The organism is Erwinia papayae (assembly GCF_058241465.1).
Map to the genome: position 1 here is coordinate 1,325,926 of NZ_JBZCHT010000009.1, position 18,770 is coordinate 1,344,695.

The 18,770-nt window shown below is 57.1% G+C and carries 11 protein-coding genes and 2 pseudogenes; 3 read left to right on the forward strand and 10 right to left on the reverse strand.

Features of this window, described 5'->3' with window-relative positions; genetic code table 11:
• Positions 1–9 precede the first annotated feature (9 nt).
• The gene (locus tag AC3RPL_RS11065; RefSeq protein WP_490740057.1) at positions 10–1,671 is read right to left on the reverse strand and encodes a ShlB/FhaC/HecB family hemolysin secretion/activation protein; all 1,662 of its coding nucleotides are present in this window, start codon (positions 1,669–1,671) and stop codon (positions 10–12) included.
• A gap of 421 nt (positions 1,672–2,092) precedes the next feature.
• Between AC3RPL_RS11065 and AC3RPL_RS11070 the strand changes: the two genes are divergently transcribed.
• Both AC3RPL_RS11070 and AC3RPL_RS11075 read left to right on the forward strand, forming a co-directional pair.
• A complete protein-coding gene (locus AC3RPL_RS11070; protein ID WP_490740058.1) occupies positions 2,093–3,304 on the forward strand; it encodes a multidrug effflux MFS transporter in 1,212 nt (403 codons plus the stop codon).
• 178 nt (positions 3,305–3,482) lie between these two features.
• Entirely contained in the window at positions 3,483–4,046 is a 564-nt protein-coding gene (locus AC3RPL_RS11075) for a TetR/AcrR family transcriptional regulator (protein ID WP_490740059.1), read from the forward strand.
• A 151-nt stretch (positions 4,047–4,197) separates the two neighbouring features.
• Here AC3RPL_RS11075 and AC3RPL_RS11080 read toward each other — a convergent pair whose 3' ends face one another.
• The 9 genes and pseudogenes from AC3RPL_RS11080 to AC3RPL_RS11120 form a co-directional block, all read right to left on the reverse strand.
• Positions 4,198–4,752 (reverse strand): TetR/AcrR family transcriptional regulator, encoded by a 555-nt coding sequence (locus AC3RPL_RS11080; protein WP_490740060.1) that lies wholly within the window; start codon positions 4,750–4,752, stop codon positions 4,198–4,200.
• Between the two features lie 58 nt (positions 4,753–4,810).
• Positions 4,811–6,232, reverse strand: coding sequence for an efflux transporter outer membrane subunit (locus AC3RPL_RS11085; RefSeq protein ID WP_490740061.1), 1,422 nt, complete (start codon positions 6,230–6,232; stop codon positions 4,811–4,813).
• A 1-nt stretch (position 6,233) separates the two neighbouring features.
• Positions 6,234–9,389: an efflux RND transporter permease subunit gene (locus AC3RPL_RS11090; RefSeq protein WP_490740062.1), complete on the reverse strand. Its 3,156-nt coding sequence runs from the start codon at positions 9,387–9,389 to the stop codon at positions 6,234–6,236.
• A gap of 2 nt (positions 9,390–9,391) precedes the next feature.
• Positions 9,392–10,546 carry an efflux RND transporter periplasmic adaptor subunit gene (locus AC3RPL_RS11095; protein ID WP_490740064.1) on the reverse strand — a complete coding sequence of 385 codons (1,155 nt, stop codon included), beginning with the start codon at positions 10,544–10,546 and terminating at the stop codon, positions 9,392–9,394.
• A 128-nt stretch (positions 10,547–10,674) separates the two neighbouring features.
• Positions 10,675–11,313, reverse strand: coding sequence for a DUF1109 domain-containing protein (locus AC3RPL_RS11100; RefSeq protein ID WP_490740065.1), 639 nt, complete (start codon positions 11,311–11,313; stop codon positions 10,675–10,677).
• Positions 11,300–11,867: pseudogene (locus AC3RPL_RS11105) on the reverse strand (sigma-70 family RNA polymerase sigma factor). Before AC3RPL_RS11105 ends, AC3RPL_RS11100 begins: the two are co-directional and overlap by 14 nt.
• 47 nt (positions 11,868–11,914) lie before the next feature.
• Positions 11,915–13,129, reverse strand: a complete 1,215-nt coding sequence (locus tag AC3RPL_RS11110) for a protein-disulfide reductase DsbD family protein (RefSeq protein ID WP_490740066.1) — start codon at positions 13,127–13,129, stop codon at positions 11,915–11,917.
• A 20-nt stretch (positions 13,130–13,149) separates the two neighbouring features.
• Positions 13,150–13,713: a peroxiredoxin gene (locus tag AC3RPL_RS11115; protein ID WP_490740067.1), complete on the reverse strand. Its 564-nt coding sequence runs from the start codon at positions 13,711–13,713 to the stop codon at positions 13,150–13,152.
• A gap of 150 nt (positions 13,714–13,863) precedes the next feature.
• Positions 13,864–16,641: pseudogene (locus AC3RPL_RS11120) on the reverse strand (flavocytochrome c).
• Positions 16,642–17,220: 579 nt separating this feature from the next.
• Here AC3RPL_RS11120 and AC3RPL_RS11125 point away from each other — a divergent pair.
• Positions 17,221–18,732, forward strand: a complete 1,512-nt coding sequence (locus tag AC3RPL_RS11125; RefSeq protein WP_261640732.1) for an anion permease — start codon at positions 17,221–17,223, stop codon at positions 18,730–18,732.
• Positions 18,733–18,770: the final 38 nt, after the last annotated feature.

The window sequence follows — 18,770 nt, forward strand, 5'->3', positions numbered from 1 at the left end:
CATTTTCTCTTAAAAGATCAGCCCGACGCGGGCATAAATGCTGGCACGATCCGCGTTCAGATAAGCGGGATAGCTGAGCGGCACCGCCAGGGTGTACTGCGTGTAAAAATGCCGGTTGCGGGTGGTCAGTCCCACCGCGCTGCCCCACAGAGTGCCGGTGAACTCAGGATTTTGCGGATCGCTTTTCAGCCAGCCGCCATCCGCCGCCACAACGGCACTGACGTCGCCCATCACCGGCAGCGTAAACAAACTGTAATTAAGTTCGTTGCGCAGCCAGCCACCGGCATCACCGGAAAGATATTGCTCTTTGAAGCCGCGCACCGAGCTTTCGCCCCCCAGCGTCAGCCGTTCGCTGCCATAAAGACGGTCCGGCGACCACTGGGCGTAGAAGCTGCTCAGCCACCACAGGCGGTCTGTCAGCGGGCGCTGAAAACTGCCGGTGAGACTCCATTTACGGAAGCTGGCTTTGGGGGCGTTGTCGTTTTTACCCTGGTCGCTTTCAGCATCAAACCACGGCATCCCCCGGCTGAAGGCCGGATTCAGCGTGGCAACGCCACCGGCGATTTTCTGGCTGTGATCGAGGCCGAATTGCAGGCTGGTTAATTTGCGGCTGCTGCTCTGTAACAGTGCGCTGTTGAGGTAGTTGTGGCTGACATAGTGGTTCAGGCCCAGCTGCATCCCGGTTTTAATCTCGCCATTGCGAAACAACACCCACGAGCCGTTAAGGCGATGGGCAACATTGTCGCCGTTACTCAGCCAGGTAAAATCGTCGCTGACAAAACTGCTGTGATAGTTGCTCCAGCTGTAGCTGTAATCCAGCAGGCCATAGCCATAGGGCACGCTGACGCCCGCCTGCATGTTCTGTGCATCACGCCACTGGCTGAAGGCGCTGCTGCGCCCACCGCTGAGCGTCCAGCGGTCCGCCACGCCCAGCAGATTATTGCCGTTGGCAGAAGCGCTCAGCTGACCGGTGCCGGTGCTGCGCTGCCCGCTGTTATCAAAGCCCAACGTCACAGCCAGAGGAGATTCCGCTTTTCCGCTGAGATTAATCACTGAATAGCCAGGTTGAGCGGCGGGTTGAATTTCAATCTGCACCGGCGTGTTACGCACCCGGTTAATCTGTTCCATCCCCTGCTCAATATCGCGCAGGTTGAGAATATGCCCCTCGACGCCGGGAAATACCGTGCGCAACATCAGCGGCTGTTTGCCTTCCAGACGAATGGATTCGACTTTTCCTTCCAGGACCTGAATAAACAGTTTGCCGGAAGATAAATCCTGCGCGGTTAAAAATGCCCGGCTGGTAATATAGCCGCGTTGCATATACCAGTTGGAAACGTTATTAACCAGCGTATTAATTGCCGCCAGATTAAGGCAGCGATGAATATATCCCGCCGTCAGTCGTTGTTGCTGACGCTCAGAAATCAGCGTGGTATTTCGCAGGATAATCTGATCAATGGTAAAACAGGGGCCGCCCGCAGCAGAACCCGCTACCGGCGCGGGCTGCGGCGTTACCGCCTGCCATAACGCATCGCGTTGCTGCTGCGCCTGTTGCAGTTGCTGCTGCTGCTGCTGAATAAAGTCACGGTCCGCGGGGGTTAATGGTGCGGCAACGGTATTGCATATAAATAAGCTGACGCACAGCGCCAGAGACTTCCCTGTTTTTGCCATCATAAGATAAAAGTTAACTATTTTTTATTGTAAGGATTATGTAAAGCGAGGGTCGTATAATATCAGCTAATCAATCAGAGAGTTCAGCAAATAATTAAAAAAAGATAACGCCTGAATAATCGACTTTAATGCAGGATTAATTCGCTTACAAAGGCAAATACAGAGCATTCCACTACAAATCACAAGGTTATGTTAATGCCCATCTCTTTTTAAGACATTTTTATAACGTTGTGATTACATATACCCCTGCCGGGTCAATGCTGACGGTCATCTTAACGGTTGCAACGGCCAGTAACAGCACCATGCAGCCCGGTACGGCGTCACTATCTATGAATTCTGCTCATAGTGGTTATCTGATTTGCCCTGATTATTTCCGCATGATCTGCCGTTATGCTGTCCGGCTATCCTGTTTACAAGGGCCACCATGACCGACTCCTTCACTCACGCGCATCCCGCAGGCCATAAAACCCGTGGCGCAACCTTTATTGTGATCCTCAGCGCCTTAATGGCTTTCACTTCGCTCTCCACCGATATTTATCTGCCTGCCATGCCGGTGATGGCACAGCAACTGCACGGTGACGCGGAGTTAACCATTACCGGTTTCCTGGCGGGTTTTTGTCTGGCGCAGTTAATCTGGGGGCCGCTGAGCGACCATTTTGGTCGCCGGTTACCGCTGTTTGTGGGTATGGTGCTGTTTATTATCGGCTCGGTGGGCTGTGCACTGTCGGAAAATATCGCGCAGATCGTTTTCTGGCGGGTGTTTCAGGCGCTGGGTGCCTGTACCGGACCGATGCTGGCACGCGCCATGATCCGCGATCTGTTCAGCCGCAGTCGCAGCGCCCAGATGCTCTCCACCCTGATTATCGTAATGGCGATTGCCCCCATCGCCGGGCCGCTGTTGGGTGGGCAGATGATTAAGGTCACCTCATGGCATGCCATTTTCTGGCTGCTGGCCGCGCTGGGGGTACTGATGCTGCCCGCTCTGTACTGGCTGCCGGAAACCCTGCCGCAGGAGAAACGCACCCCGGCATCCCTGAGCAGCGCTTTCAACCTGTATTATCGCCTGCTGAAAAATCGCGGCTTTATGCGTTTTACCCTGTGCCTGACCTTTTATTATGTTGCCGCCTATGCGTTTATCACCGGTTCGCCCTTTGTCTATATCACCTGGTTTGGCGTGGCACCGCAGCATTACGGCTGGCTGTTTGCAGTAAATATCGTCGGGCTGATGGTGGTCAGTACGCTGAACCGGCGGCTGGTTTATCGCTATCCGCTGGAAAAACTGCTTAAGATCGCCGTGATTATCGCCACCCTTGCGGCACTCGCCCTGGCGCTGTTCAGCAGGCTGAATACAGGCGGCGTGCTGCCGATCGCCGTGCCGGTGTTTATCTTCTTTGCCATGAACGGCATTATCGCTGCCACCGCCACCGCCGCTGCCCTGGATGCACAGCCGGGTGGTGCCGGTGCGGCATCCGCGCTGATTGGTGCCTTGCAGTATGGCAGTGGGATTATTTCTTCGCTGCTGCTGGCGTTGTTCAGTGACGGCACCCCCTGGACGATGGCCTGGATCATCGCCCTGTTTACCGTGGCGAGCGCGATGATGGCGTTAAGCACTGCCCAGGCGAAAGCCAGTGTCTGAACGGCGTTATCAACGCGGCTGAAGGGCTGCGTTTTGCCGGGTGAACCGCCGTTCTCGCCCCGTTTAGCGTCTGCCGCTGTCATCCGGCGATGGCATTTGCCCCCCCCGGAGAGGATACGTATACTTCCCTTTTACCGACGCGAATAAGCCAGAAACTGAGCGATGATGGAGCATGGCCGTGACAGATCAACCCGCGAAAATCCTCGCTGCCGCCCGAAAGTGCGTGCACGAAAAAGGATTTCACAATACCTCGGTTCACAGCATTGCAGAGCAGGCGGGTATCAGCACCGGGCTGATTTACCGCTATTTCAAAAATAAAGACGCGGTGATTGAGGCGCTGGTCAGCAGCATCACCCACGAGCTGATCAGCGTTTCCATGCGTCAGGACAGCGTTGAAAAAGCCACCATGCCGTTTCATCTGGCGGCAGAAAACCACAATCAGGCGGTGCAGCAATTTGAACAGAATATTGTGCTGCTGATGAACATTTCCGCCGAAGCCGCCAGAAACCCCCATTATGAGACGATGATCGGTGATGCTTTCAGCCAGCTGCTCAACCATGTGTTAAGCAGAAAGCAGCAGAGTTATCCCGATGACAACGAGTCTGTTCTTGCCACGCGACTGACCTTTGCTGCGGTGATGATTGACGGCTTAATTATCCGCCGTCGTTTAAAGGGAAACCCTGCCGGTAAAGTGCTGACCGATGCCGTGCAGAGTATTTTACAACGGGTGGACACCCACTGATTTTCTGACCGGCCGCCGGAGAGCCACGCTCTCAGGGCCGTTACCGCGCCTGATATTCCGAGCAGGCGGGACGTTGCACTGGGCAGACGGCAACAGGCTGAGCCGTGACCCGACCAGTCATCTCCAGATCCGTCTACCCGCAAAAAAGATGTCACTCTCCAGCAAACAGCATCCCTTCAATGCGGTTCAGTTCATTCTGGTCTGGCTGCGGACTGCTGAAACAGCGCCAGACCAGGCCATCGAGGATGAGCAGGATCATTTCGATGCCGGTCCGGCTCAGTGCAGGAAGACGATGTTCCAGCAGCGCATCGATCAGCCGTTGCTCTTCCGCCAGCAGAATCACCCTGACCTGCTCGTTGCGGGACGCTTCCGCGTAGATTTCAATCAACAGCTGCTGCTGGCATCGGCTCCAGCCCGACCAGAACAGCGACGCCCGGTCAAACATCTCGCCGAGACGGATGCTGCCAGAAAGCTTCAGCAACAGGAATTCACGCCATTCTTTTGCCACCACGGCGGTGACGGCCACAATCAGCGAGGCCTTGCCGGGGAAAGCGCGATAAATCTGCGCCGCCGCCAGGCCGGATGACCGGATCAGTTGCGCCATGCTGGCCCCGTGAAAACCGCTCTCACTGAAGCAGCTTTTTGCGGCGCTGAGGATTTGCTCCTGTTGTTTAGACATCAGCTGTGTGCTGGCTTTTCTGCTCACCGTTTTCCTCTGGTCACCCTTAAAAAATAACCGGCCAGCAATGCTGGCCGGAAAACAGTCAGATTTTGCTGTCCGACCTCTTCAGCGCCGTGCCGCCACCCATCACCTTGTAGAAGGTGATCAGATTCTGATAGTACGCCTGCTGCGTGCTGACCAGAGAGGATCGGGCGGTATAGAGCGTTCGCTGCGCATCCAGCGCATTGATATAGGTATCGATGCCATTGCGGTAACGCAGATCCGCCAGGTGGTAATAGCGCTGCGCTGAGGCCACCGCGTTCTGCTGACTGAGCAGCTGATCGTGGATGGTGCCCCGCCGGGCCAGCGCGTCAGCCACCTCCTGGAACGCGGTCTGCACCGCCTTCTCATAGGCCGCCACGTAGTACTCTTTCTGCGCCTGGGTGTATTTCAGTTGCGAGAGGTTATAGCCTCCGCTGAACAGCGGCAGTGACACCGAGGGCGCAAAACTCCATACCCCTGCGCCATGTCTGAACAGAGAAGAGAGATCGGCACTGCCGGTTCCCCCGCTGGCGGTGAGCGAAATGGTGGGGAAGAAGTTGGCCCGCGCCGCGCCGATACTGGCATTGGCCGATTTCAGATCGTGCTCGGCTGAGAGCACATCCGGACGATTCAGCAGCACCTCTGACGAAATACCGGCCGGGATCGCCTGAAAGGCGTTGCCCAGCGAATCTATCCCCTGCGGCAACAGATTATCCGGCACCGTTTTGCCCACCACCAGATCCAGCGCGTTTTTGTCCTGCGCCACGCTGGTCTGATAGCTGGCAACATCCGACAGCGCCGACTGTAAGGTGGTTTCCGCTGAGGAGACATCCACCATCGATACCGTGCCATGACGCAGCTGGGCACGGGTAATCTCCAGCGAGCGGCGGGCGCTCTCTGCGGTCTCCCGGGCAATGGTCAGATTGCTCTGGTCCGCCGCCAGCGTCAGCCAGTAGTTAACGGTGTTGTACAGCACGGTAAGACGGGTGCTGCGCGCTCCCTCCAGCGTACTGAGCCAGGTTTCATACTGTTCACGGCTCAGGCTCTGATTCTTACCAAACAAGTCCAGCTCAAATGAGCTGGTTGCGCCCTGTGCGGTGTAACTGGAACTGAGCGCGGTCTGGTTACCCTCTCCAGTCAGCGACCGCGAGCGGCTGCCGCTCAGTTCGGCATTGATGGTCGGGAACAGCGCCGAACGCTCCTCGCCATACTGCGCCCTCGCCGCCTTCACGCTGGCCACGGCTTCACGCAGGTCACGGCTGTTATCCAGCGCCAGACCCACCACCTGACGCAGCCTGGCATCGAGGATATAGCTCTCCACCGCGGTTTCCCGGTAGTTGCCCATCGTCGCCTGACTCTGCGCGCCATACGCCTCGCCTTTGGGTTGTTGCAGCGGGACGGTCGGGCGCTGGTAGTGGGGGTCCAGCGAGATACAACCAGCCAGCAACCACGGCAGGCATAACGCCATTAATTTTGCTGACATCTTATTCTCCTTTCTCTTCAACGGGCAGTTGCTCGTCATACTGCGGCTTCGCCGGGAATACCCGTCTCACCAGCACAAAAAACAGCGGGACAAAGAAAATTGCCAGCAGCGTGGCGGAGAGGGTTCCGCCAATAATCCCGGTGCCGATGGCAATACGGCTGTTAGCACCCGCGCCGGTTGACACCGCCAGCGGCAGCACACCCGCAATAAAGGCCAGCGAGGTCATAATAATCGGACGCAGACGCATCGCCGCCGCGTGGATCGCCGCCTCAAGCAGGCTCTGCCCTTTGCGGTAATTCTCTTCGGCAAACTCCACAATCAGAATGGCGTTTTTGGCCGACAGCCCGATGATAGTCAGCATCGCCACCTGGAAATAGACGTCGTTTTCCAGCCCGCGCAGCTCGGTGGCCAGCAGCGCGCCTATAATGCCCAGCGGCACCACCATCATCACCGAGAATGGCACCGACCAGCTTTCATACAGCGCCGCCAGACAGAGGAACACCACAATCAGCGAGATGGCATACAGCGACATGGCCTGACTCCCGGCCAGCCGTTCCTGATACGACAGCCCGGTCCAGGCATAGGTGCTGCCTGCCGGCAGTTTCGCCGCCAGTTTTTCCATCGCGGTCATGGCATCACCCGAGCTGCTGCCGGATGCCGCCGTGCCCTGGATTTCATAGGATGACAGACCGTTATAGCGTGACAGCGCGTCAGCGCCGTAGGCCCACTGCGAGGAAGAAAACGAGGAGAAAGGCACCATGGTGTCGTTGCCGCTGCTGTCGCTGCCGCGCACAAACCAGCCGTTGATATCTTCCGGTTTACTGCGGAAGTCGGCATCACCCTGCATATAGACTTTTTTCACCCGGCCCCGGTCGGTGAAATCATTAACATAAGAGCCGCCAATGGCCGCGCTTAAGGTGCTGTTGATATCGGCAATCGACAGGCCCAGCGATTGCGCCTTTTCATCGTCGATATTGACCTGCAACTGTGGCAAATCCGGCAGAGAGTTGGCACGTACGCTGGTGAGGGTGGGATCGCTGGCCGCTGCGGCGATCAGCTGATCACGCAGCTTCATCAGCTGGCTGCGGTCGGTTCCGGCCCACGCCTGCAACTCCATGGTGAAGCCATCAGACTGTCCAAGACCGGAAACCGCAGGCGGCGTCATGACGATAATTTGTGCGTCGCGGATGGCTGAGAGATGTTGCATGGCGCGGGCTGCGATTCCCGCCGCGCTGTTCTCTTCACCCTTGCGTTGATCCCAGTTTTTCAGCGCGATAAATCCCACCCCGGCATTCTGTCCGCTACCGGCAAAGCTGAAGCCATTGACCAGCATACTGACTTCAACATTCTCTTTTTCACTGGTCTGAAAATAGTCCTGCACCGCTTTGCGTACTTCGCTGGTGCGGTTTTCCGTCGCGCCAGGGGCAAGCTGGTACTGCACCATAATGTAGCCCTGGTCTTCGGTGGGCAGAAAACCGGTGGGCAGGCGCAGATAGAGCAGCGCGCAGCCGACAAGGATCAGCGCGTAGAGCAGGAAATAACGCAGCGGACTGTGGATTACCCGTGCGACGCCGTGTTGATAACGCGTCTGCACTCGCTCGTAGCTGCGGTTAAACCAAGGGAAAAACCCTTTTTCTTTTTTCTGCGGCCGGTGGGGTTTCAGCATGGTGGCACAGAGCGCCGGTGTCAGCGTCAGCGCCACCACCACCGACAGCAGCATGGAAGAGACGATGGTGATAGAAAACTGCCGGTAAATCACGCCGGTCGAGCCACTGAAAAACACCATCGGCAAAAATACCGCCGACAGCACCAGCGCGATGCCGACCAGCGCCCCGGTGATTTCCCGCATCGATTTTTCCGTTGCCTGGCGTGGCGGCAGGTTCTCCTCACGCATTACCCGCTCGACGTTTTCCACCACCACGATGGCATCATCCACCAGCAACCCTATCGCCAGCACCATCCCAAACATGGTCAGGGTGTTAATGGAGTACCCGAATGCCGCAAGCACGCCAAAGGTGCCGAGCAGCACCACCGGCACGGCAATGGCCGGGATCAGCGTGGTGCGAATGTTTTGCAAAAAGACAAACATCACCACGATCACCAGCAGGATCGCCTCGACCAGCGTTTTCACCACCTCTTCAATGGAGATTTTTACAAAGTCGGTGCTGTCGAGCGGATAAGCCACGCTGTAACCGGCAGGCATGCTGCTTTTAAACTCCTCCACCGCCTTTTTGACGTTCTCTGCGGTGGAGAGGGCATTGGCCCCGGGCGACAGCTGGATGGCAATACCTGAGGCGGGATGACCATTAGCCAGCACGCTGGAGCTGTAGTCATCGTCGCCCATTTCAACCCTGGCGACGTCACTGAGCCGCACCGCCGAACCGTCAGTTTTGCTTTTCAGGATGATGTTGCGAAACTGCTCCGGCGTCTGCAAGCGCGAGCGTGACTGCACCGTGGCAACCAGCTGTTGCTCTTTCCCCGACGGCAAAGCGCCAAGCTGGCCGGAAGAGACCTGGGTATTCTGGTTTTCCAGCGCCGTTTCCACATCAGAAGGCATCAGCGAAAAGGCGGCCAGTTTGACCGGATCCAGCCAGATACGCATGGCATATTCCGCGCCAAACACCTTTACGCCACCCACGCCAGGCAGGCGCGCCAGCGTATCCTGCATATTACTGACCAGGTAATCGGCAACGTCAGAAGAGCTGCTTTTGTTGGTTTTGTCATACAGCGACATAATCAGCAGGAAGTCGCTCTGCGCTTTCTCCACCGTCACACCCTGTGAGGTCACCGCTTCAGGCAGGCGACTCTCCGCCTGCTGGACTTTGTTCTGCACCTGCACCTGGGCGATGTCGGGATCGGTTCCCTGTTCGAAGGTCACGGTGATTTTCACCTGGCCGGTAGAGGCGGTGCTGGATGAGGAGAAATAGAGCAGGCCATTCAGCCCGGTGAGCTGCTGCTCAATCACCTGGGTGACGCTGCTTTCCAGCGTTTCCGCTGACGCACCGGTGTAGGTGGCCTGAATGCTCACCTGTGGCGGTGCCACGTCGGGGTACTGCGCCACCGGCAGGCTGTTGATGCTGAGAATACCCGCCATCATGATCACGATAGCAATAACCCAGGCGAACACCGGCCGCCGGATAAAAAACTGTGCAAACATGCTTACTGGCCTCCGCTGGCTGGCTGAGCGTCGGCAGCGGTTTTACTGTCGCTGACTTCAGTGGCTTTCACCGTCATCCCCGCCTGGACTTTACCGGTTCCTTCGGTAATCAGCCGGTCGCCCGCCGCCAGCCCGCTGCTGACCAGCCACTGGTTGCCAAGCACCTGACTGGTCACCACTTCGCGGCTCACCACTTTATTCTCTTTGTCCACCACCAGCGCGGTGGCGTTGCCTTTGGCATCACGGCTGATACCCTGTTGAGGCGCGAGGATTGCGTCCTGTTTCACGCCATTGCTGACCGCCGCCCGCACGTACATGCCCGGTAACAGGTCGCGATCCGGATTGGGGAAAATGGCCCGCAGGGTAACCATGCCGGTGGATTCATCAACGGCCACTTCCGTCAGCTCCAGTTTGCCGGTTTGCGGATAGCGGGTGCCATCGTCCAGCGTGACGGTGACCGGCACGCTGTCGCTGTCCGGTAGTCCGGCCTGCTGTTTTTTCAGTTTTAACAGCTGGCTGCTGGACTGGGTGAGATCGACATAAATCGGGTCGAGGGCGCGAATGGTCGCCAGCGCATCGGACTGGCCGGAGCTGACCAGTGCACCGGGGGTAACGGACGAGATGCCGATGCGACCTGAGATCGGCGCTTTGATTTTTGTCCAGTCCAGATTGATGCGGGCGCTTTCCACCGCAGCGCGGTACTGGGCAACGGAGGCCAGATTCTGCTGCCAGGTCGCCTCAGCATCATCCGCATCCTGGCGGGATACCCCCTCTTCACTTAGCAGCGCCTTATAACGCTGGGCTTTTAATTTGCTGCTCTTCACCACGGCAATGGCATTATTCAGCTGCGCCACGGCCTGATCGTAGCTGGCCTGATAGCTGGCCGGATCGATCTGATACAGCACCTGGCCCTGCTTTACCTCGCTGCCTTCGGTAAACAGACGCTGCTTGATAATGCCATCCACCTGCGGCCGGACGTCAGACACCATCGTCCCGGTTACCCGACCATTAAGGTTACTGAACAGCTCCACAGGCGCAGATTTCAGGGTCACCACCCCGACTTCTGTCACCCTTTCAGTGGCATTGTTGTCAGCCTTCTGATCGCAGCCCACCATCAGCAGCGTCAGCCCTACCAGTGCAATTTTATTGAAGACCATCTGTCGGCATTCCTTTAATGAACGTTCATTCTCATTATCAGTCTAGCCGCACTTTATGACAGGGGTCAGTTATCGTCAGGTAAAGAAAACGATAAGAAGCATCCGCGTTGATGTCACAGCCGTCAATTTTAACGTCCGATGTTCAGCGCGACGAAGCGCTTTCCCAGCACCATGGTCAGCAGCACGATGGTCACACAGGCCGCCAGATGCATCAGCAGATCGTGCAGATGGAAGTGAACCGGGTGACAGAATGCCAGCAGGGTGACGGCTATCCATGCCACCCCAAATCCCGCCATCGCCAGACTGCGCAGCGGACAGAGCAGCGGTGTACGGCGCAGGCTGGCAATCATCACCAGACTCATCGGGGTAGCGACCCCCAGCAGAAACAGATAGCAGCCGGTGCCCTCAGCAAGGTTGACCGGCAAGGGACTGGCAGGCATTTGCAGCAGGGAGCTGACCAGCCACAGCGTGCTCAGCGGCAGAAACAGCTTCCAGCCTGTTACCCGGCGACCGGCGATGCTCAGGCCAAAGGCCGCGCGGACAGCCAGTATCCCCAGCAGAAAGGAGAGCAGTGATTGCAAGGCGGTCCAGCCTGCCCCCGTTGCTGTCCAGTCGGTCAGCGCCCGGTTAAGCAACAGGCCGGTGCCGGTTCCCACCGGTAAGGCGATCGCCAGCCAGCCTGCCAGCCGCTGGTTGATACCGGGGGCGCGTCTGACGGGGGGGACTGACCGGCTCAGTTGTGCAATTAACAGATTATGATCTTTCATCACCGGCTCCGAACCGTCGTAGATTTTTTAATGCGCGATGCAGCAGTGACTTAACAGCAGAGACGCTGAGATTGCTGTGCGCGGCGGCCTCTGGCCTCTGCCAGGCTCATTTCACGTAAATGCACCTGTTCGACCATTTCCCGCTGACGGGCAGGCAGCTGTAGCAGAAAACCCGCCAGCTCCGCAGACGCATCCCCTCCGACAGGCGTGGCGGGCTGCTCACCTTCCGGCACGGCAGCCTCTTCCACCTCCCAGTGCTGGCGGCGGCCGCGTCGCCGCAATGCATCGGTGGCACGGGCAGAGACAATCGCCATCAGCCAGGGAAGAAAAGGATAGTCGGGGTCCCAGGTGTGCCGCACCCGGTGGATGCTGAGTAACACATCCTGAATCACATCCTCCACCAGCGTCTGGTCAGCAATTTTTTTTGCTGCCAGGGTGCGTATGACCGGCACCAGCGCGGTCAGCAGCCGGTTGTATGCCTGCCCGTCACCAGCCTGAGCCCGGACCATCAGTTCCGGCCACCTCTCCCGCATCACCGCATCGCACTTATCCATATTGCATCCTGTTATCGCCACCTCATTTTTTGCTGAGGCAGGAGAAATCAGATTTTCCTGCCCGCCGCGCGGTTCAGCGCCTTCACCACAATGTCCGGCGTCAATACCTGCGGCAGCACCTCAGGTGGGCCGCCATTGGCGGGATAAACCACATACAGCGGCAGTCCCCCCTGCCCGAACTGACTGAGCGCATCATCGACATCGGGATTAAATTTAGTGGAGTCCGCCACCATATACCAGGCTCCGGTTTCAGCCAGCGCCTGCTTTACCGCCTGCGTAGAGAGGGAGGTACGCTCATTGACCTGACAGGTGATACACCATGACGCGGTGAAATCGACAAAAATCGCCCTGCCGTGCCCGCGCTGCTGTTGCACCGCCTGCGGCGTCCATTGCAGCTTAGCCAGCTCGGGTGCCGATGGGGCGACATGCATCACCTTCGGCAGCGGCACCAGCACCGCGACGATCAGGGCGGCGGCGGCCACGCCGCTGAGGCGATAGCTTTTACCGTTGATGCGCCGCTGCTGGGCGATACCGTACAGCCAGGCCGCAAAGCCTGTCACCACCGAACCGGCCAGCAGCACGCCAAGCGCGGCGGTGCCCGCCTGCTGAGCCAGCACCCATACCAGCCAGGCCCAGGCACCAAGCATCGGGAAAGCCAGTGCACGCTTGAGCACCGCCATCCACGCGCCCGGACGCGGCAGAACGTTTGCCAGTAGCGGAAACAGCGACAGCAGGGTAAAGGGCGCGGCAAACCCCAGCGCGAGGAAAAAGAATACCGTCATCGCCACCGTCGGAGGTTGCAGCAAGGCGTAACCGATGGCCCCGGCCATAAAGGGCGCAGAGCACGGCGTGGCTATCACAATGGCCAGCGCGCCGGTCAGGGCTGAACGGCTGAAAGCGCCACCGCCGCCGTTGATTTCACCGACACGCTGGAGCGACATCCCGACCTCAAACACCCCCAGCAGATTAAGTGCTGCGGCCAGCATCACCAGCGCCAGAATGGCAATTACCAGCGGTGACTGAAGTTGAAACCCCCAGCCGACGGCGGCACCTCCGGCTCTGGCCGCCAACAGTATGGCGGCCAGCACCATCATCGCCAGCAGCACGCCCAGCAAAAAACCCAGCCCTTCGCGGCGTGCCTCAGCCTGTTGCCCCTGATGACGCAGTAAACCAAATGCCTTCAGGGAGACGATCGGAAAGACACAGGGCATCAGGTTAAGGATGATGCCGCCCAGAAAGGCGGCAAAAATGGCTGTCAACATAACTGACCTCGCGAGGGAAATTAGTGGGCTGACGGATGTGACTGGTCCCAGGCTTTGACCGTCTCCATGGCTTTCTGGATATGGCTGTCAGGGTTACGGTCGGTGTAGCTCAGCAGAATGCTGTGGTCGGGTGCAATCACAAATGAAGTCCGCTCAGAGAGGGTTTTGCCTTTCATCTGCATGGTGGTCTGGTACTGCGCGGCCACTTTCGCCCCTGGATCGGCGGCAACGGCGAATTTATCGCGGCATTCCAGCTTCGAGAAATCACTCACCTGGTCAGTGTTTCCTGCGGTCACCCCGACCACGGTTGCGCCCAGTTTACTGAAGCTGTCCGTGGCCTCAGCAAAGTCATGCGCCTCCAGGGTGCAGCCCTTGCTGAAGGCGGCCGGGAAGAAATAGAGCACCACCGGCCCTTTCTGTAACGCCTGTTGCAGCGAGAAAGTGATGGCTTTGCCCGCCAGCGCACCCTGCAACTCGAAGTCAGGGGCTTTCGCGCCAACGGGCAGTGCTGCCCCGGCGTTAAAAGCCAGCGCCGATGCGCCAAGGGTGGCGGCCAGGGCCAGTCTGCCGATCGTTTTTTTCATCTTTTGCTCCGGTAGGTATCAGTGAAAGTGCTGACAGACAGTTCGCTGTGGGAAGGGGAAAAGTTGCGGGGGGAGAAAAATATTTTTGTGATCAGGTGAGATGATGACGCGTTGAGTGCCCACCCACGCCGCAGCGTGGGCAGGCAGGCATTAACGGCAGAAGGCGGCGGCATGTCGTCCGGCGAGAATGCCAAAGATAATAATATCGGCCACGGCGTTGCCGCCGATACGGTTGGCACCGTGAATGCCCCCCACCACTTCCCCCGCCGCCCAGGCGCCAGGGATCACCTGCTTTTGCGCATCCAGCACGGCCGTATCGGTGTTGATGGTCACACCACCCATGGTGTGATGGACACCCGGCGCAATACGAATCGCGTAGAACGGTGCCTGTTTCAGCGGATGACGCATCGCCGTTTTGCGGCCAAAATCCTCATCATCCTGTTTTTCAACAAACAGGTTGTAACGTTCAAGCGTGGCCAGCAGCGCATGAAAATCCATATTCAGTTTCACCGCCAGCTCCTGCGGCGACGGCGCGCTGACCACAAAGCCTTTGGCGATATATTCATCAGCCGCTTTGTTGTTACGCCGCACCTCATCGTCAAAAATAACCCAGGCATTTTTCTCCGGCAGGGCGATAATCGCCGCCGAGACTTTGTCGCGGGTCTCCATCTCATTGTAAAAGCGCTGGCCTGCCTGGCTAATCAGTATCGCGCCGCCGCCCCGGATGGCTTCAGAAATCAGGTAAGAGGTGGTCTGCTCCACCGTCGGATGGATCTGAATTTCAGCCATATCCACCGTATCCGCCCCGATCTTTTGCAGCATGGCGATACCACTGCCGGTAGCGCCTTTGTGGTTGGTGGTGACAAAGCCTTCCAGTTCCGGCCGGTACTTCACCACCATCTCACGGTTGGCACTGAAGCCGCCGGTAGCGACAATGACGTTTTTCGCGTTGAGCACCCGACTGTCGTTGTACTCATCCACCACCCGGACACCGCTCACCGCGCCGTTTTCAATCAGAATTTCGTCCACCGAGGTTTCCAGCAGTACCTCGATTTCGCGTTTATTGATGTTTTTCACCAGACCACTGATCAGAAAACCGCCCACTGCGGAATGGTCCGCCGGACGGTGGGTTCGCTCAATGCTCATACCGCCGGTGATGGTGAGATCGTTCAATGCGATACCCTTCGCCGCCAGCCACTCAAGGGCTTCCGGGCCGAGGTCAACAAACTCCTGCAACAGCAGGGGATTGTTTTTGAATTTGCCGCCCTTCAGGGTTTCTTCATAAAACAGCGCTTTGCTGTCGCGCACCCCTTTCAACTGCTGGAAGCGGGTTTCTGCCGCATTCATCCCCACCGATGCCTTGATGGTGTTGCCACCGATGGTCGGCATTTTTTCGATAATCATCACCCGTGCGCCATCGTCATGGGCCTGAATCGCCGCCGCCAGCCCTGCACCGCCACTGCCGACGATCACCACGTCAACGTTCTGAGGTGCCTGCGGATTGCCGCCCTCCTCAATAACCTGCTCTTTGCTGGAGGTGGTCATCGCCCGCGAAACGGCTTTTTTCAGCGCCTCACTCTGGGTGGTGGCCCCGGTGATGGCATCAACGTGTGGGCTGTTTGCCACCAGAATGCGTGAACGCAGGCTTTCGAAGGTGGTGGTGAAATCCACGTCAAGGCTGTCGTCCGGCACCAGACTGATATCGGTGATGCGGTCGGTATCCAGCGTGACATTGATCTTCAGCTTCAGCGCCTCAGATTCCACTTTTTCCTGCCAGACCCCCGCCTTATATTTTCTGCCGCTGACGCTGGTATCACGGATCATCGCGTCCACCAGCGAGAAGCGCCACAGCGGCTCCGGTATTTTCAGGGCTTCGCGCTGATTGCTGTCGATAAACAGCTCAAGATGGCCGTCGTTGTTAATGATGCGGTCAGCCCAGTCCGGATACGCAATGTACGCCTTGCCGACCGCCACCAGGTCAAAACCGTGCTCCAGCGCCTTTTCCGCATCGGATTTGTTGACCACACCGCCCACGCCAATCACCGGGATTTTTGCCAGCTGCGGCGAGCGCATGGCAATAAATTTGCTAATCAGCGGCGTCGGGTCGTCTCTGTCGACGATAGAGGGTCGTAGCAGCTGCCCCACGGAGAAATGCACATAGTCCAGCCCCTGGGCGGCGAGTTTCTCCAGCAGATAGAGGGTATCGTCAAAACGAATGCCGGGCACTTCCAGCTCCTCCGGAGAAAAGCGGTAGCCGATAATAAAACCTTCATGTCCGAAGCGTTTCACCATTTTCTGGGTAATGTCCAGCACGGCCAGCGGAAAGGCGGCGCGTTTTTCACGGCTGCCGCCCCATTTGTCTTCACGCTGATTGGAGTTGGGTGAAAAAAATTGCTGGATCAGATAGGTGTTAGCGCCGTGGATTTCCACACCATCAAACCCGGCTTTAATCGCCCGGTTAACCGCATCACCAAATTTGGTGATCATCACGTCCACTTCCTCGCCGGTCAGCGCCTGCGGCGTGGTGGCTCCCTCACGCGGTGCAGCAATGGCGCTGGGTGCCACCGGAGTTCTGCCGCCAATCAGTTCTGGCTCCACCATTCGGCCGCCGTGGTAAATCTGCAAAATTGCCGTCGACCCCTGGGACTTAATGGCATCCGCAATTCGGCTAAGCCCGGCGATTTTGTTGTCACTGTCGATGCCGATGGCACCGGGAAATGCCGGGCCTTTGGCATCGATAAAACCTCATTCCACAATCACCGTGCCAATGCTGCCGGCGCGGGCACGATAGTATTCCACCAGATCGCTGGTGACCGAGCCATCATGAAAGCCGGTACAGGTGGTCATCGGAGCCATCAGCAGACGATTTTTCAGCACCGCCCCACCAGGCAACGTGAGAGGGTTAAGAACCGGGGTCAGCGTATTCATATCAGGGCAGCTCCAAAATTAAGATGTGCTGAGTTCTCTGCCAGACGGCTTAGCATGGCCTGAAATAACATTCCGGCATCATTTGAATTTATCCATCATCGCTTTGCAGAGAGAGAAAACAGGTCAGCAATATCATTTTCATTGCCCGGAAATGGCAAATGATTAACAATATCTGAAAGACATTGGTAAATTGTTAACTATTGATTTCCAAAAATCAACCCACAATTACCACAAATTAAAATGTTTAAAATCAGTCAAATAAAGCTATTATCTGGTACTTACTGAATTTAACATACTGCATCCGGAATGCACTTTGTTGCGAACAGCAATGGCTTATGTTAACTATTTATCTGATTCAGCTTTATGCATTATCGACCAGAGAACGGCATGTTCTGGCCCTGAATAAAATGTTAAAAATTAATTTCCTTCGCAGCATAAACGCATATTTCCGGTAAAAAACCAGGTCAGTTAATCTGTTTTGCTACCATTTATTTTATTAATAAAAATATGTTCTCTGACCCGTGCGAGCGGATGCCTGCTTTAACAGGTTCTGAGCCGCCGCATTACCTTGTCACAACGATGGAATCTCTGTCTGCTATGAGTGAAACCAACAGCGTTACCCCCGCCAGTGCCGGGCAAAAAAAGCAGCTGTTCATGCTGTTACTTCCTGTGGTAGTGACCCTGCTGCTGTTACTCATCCCCGTTCCGGCGGGGTTGCAACCTTATGCCTGGCACTTTTTTGCGGTTTTTGTCGGGGTCATTATTGGTCTGATTTTTGAACCGCTGCCAGGCGCGGTAATCGGTCTGACCGGCGTGGTGGTGATCGCCCTGTTCAGCCAGTGGCTGCTGTTCACCCCGGCGGAGGTGGCGGATCCGCATTTCCGGATGCCTGCGGAGGCCTTTAAATGGGCGGTCAGCGGGTTCGGTAACTCAACGGTATGGCTGATTTTTGGCGCCTTTATGTTCGCGGCCGGTTATGACAAAACCCGCTTTGGGCGGCGGCTGGCGTTGATTCTGGTTAAATATCTTGGCCGCCGCAGCCTGACGCTGGGCTATGCCATTACCTTTGCTGATTTGCTACTGGCCCCTTTCACGCCATCTAACACCGCACGCAGCGGCGGCACCATTTATCCGATTATCGCCAATCTGCCGCCGTTATACGGTTCGAAACCCAACGATCCCAGCGCACGTAAAATTGGCTCCTATCTTATGTGGGTGGCGATTACTGCCGCCTGTATCACCAGTTCGATGTTTTTATCGGCGCTTGCGCCCAATCTGCTGGCGCTGGCGCTGGTAAAAAGCATTACCGGCTTCGATATTTCCTGGGGGACCTGGTTTCTTGCCTTTCTGCCGCTGGGGGTGCTGCTGATTTTTACCATGCCGTTGCTGGCTTACTGGTTCTACCCGCCAGAGGTAAAAGTAAATGATGAAGTGCCGCGCTGGGCCAGCAGCGAACTGGAAAAACTGGGCAAACTGTCGCGCAATGAGATGCTGTTGCTGCTGTTTGTCTGCTCGGCGCTGTTGATGTGGATTTTTGCCGCCAGCATTATTGAACCGGCGATGGCGGCGCTGCTGATCGTGGTGCTGATGCTGTGGACCGGCGTGCTGAACTGGAACGATATCACCAGTAATAAACCCGCATGGAATACCTTTGCCTGGTTTGCCACTCTGGTGGCACTGGCTGATGGCCTTGCACGCGTTGGCTTCATTGCCTGGCTGGGGAAACAGGGTAGTCAGCTGTTACAGGGTTATGATCCCCAGATTTCCGCCGTGGTACTGCTGGTGGCCTTTTTCCTGTTGCACTACCTGTTTGCCAGCACCACCGCGCACACCACCGCCCTGTTACCCGCCACGCTGACCATCGCCGCATCCATTCCGGGTATCAATATGCCGGTATTCTGTCTGATGATGGTCACCTCCCTCGGGGTTATGGGGATTATTACCCCTTACGGCACCGGCCCCAGTCCTATCTATTATGGTAGCGGCTATCTTCCCACCAAAGATTACTGGCGGCTGGGGACCATTTTTGGCGCGATTTTTCTTGGCAGTATGATGTTGATCGCCTATCCATGGATGGTGATGATGTTCTGATGCTGGCCGGGCGCATCCCCGCAGCATGCGGGGATGCC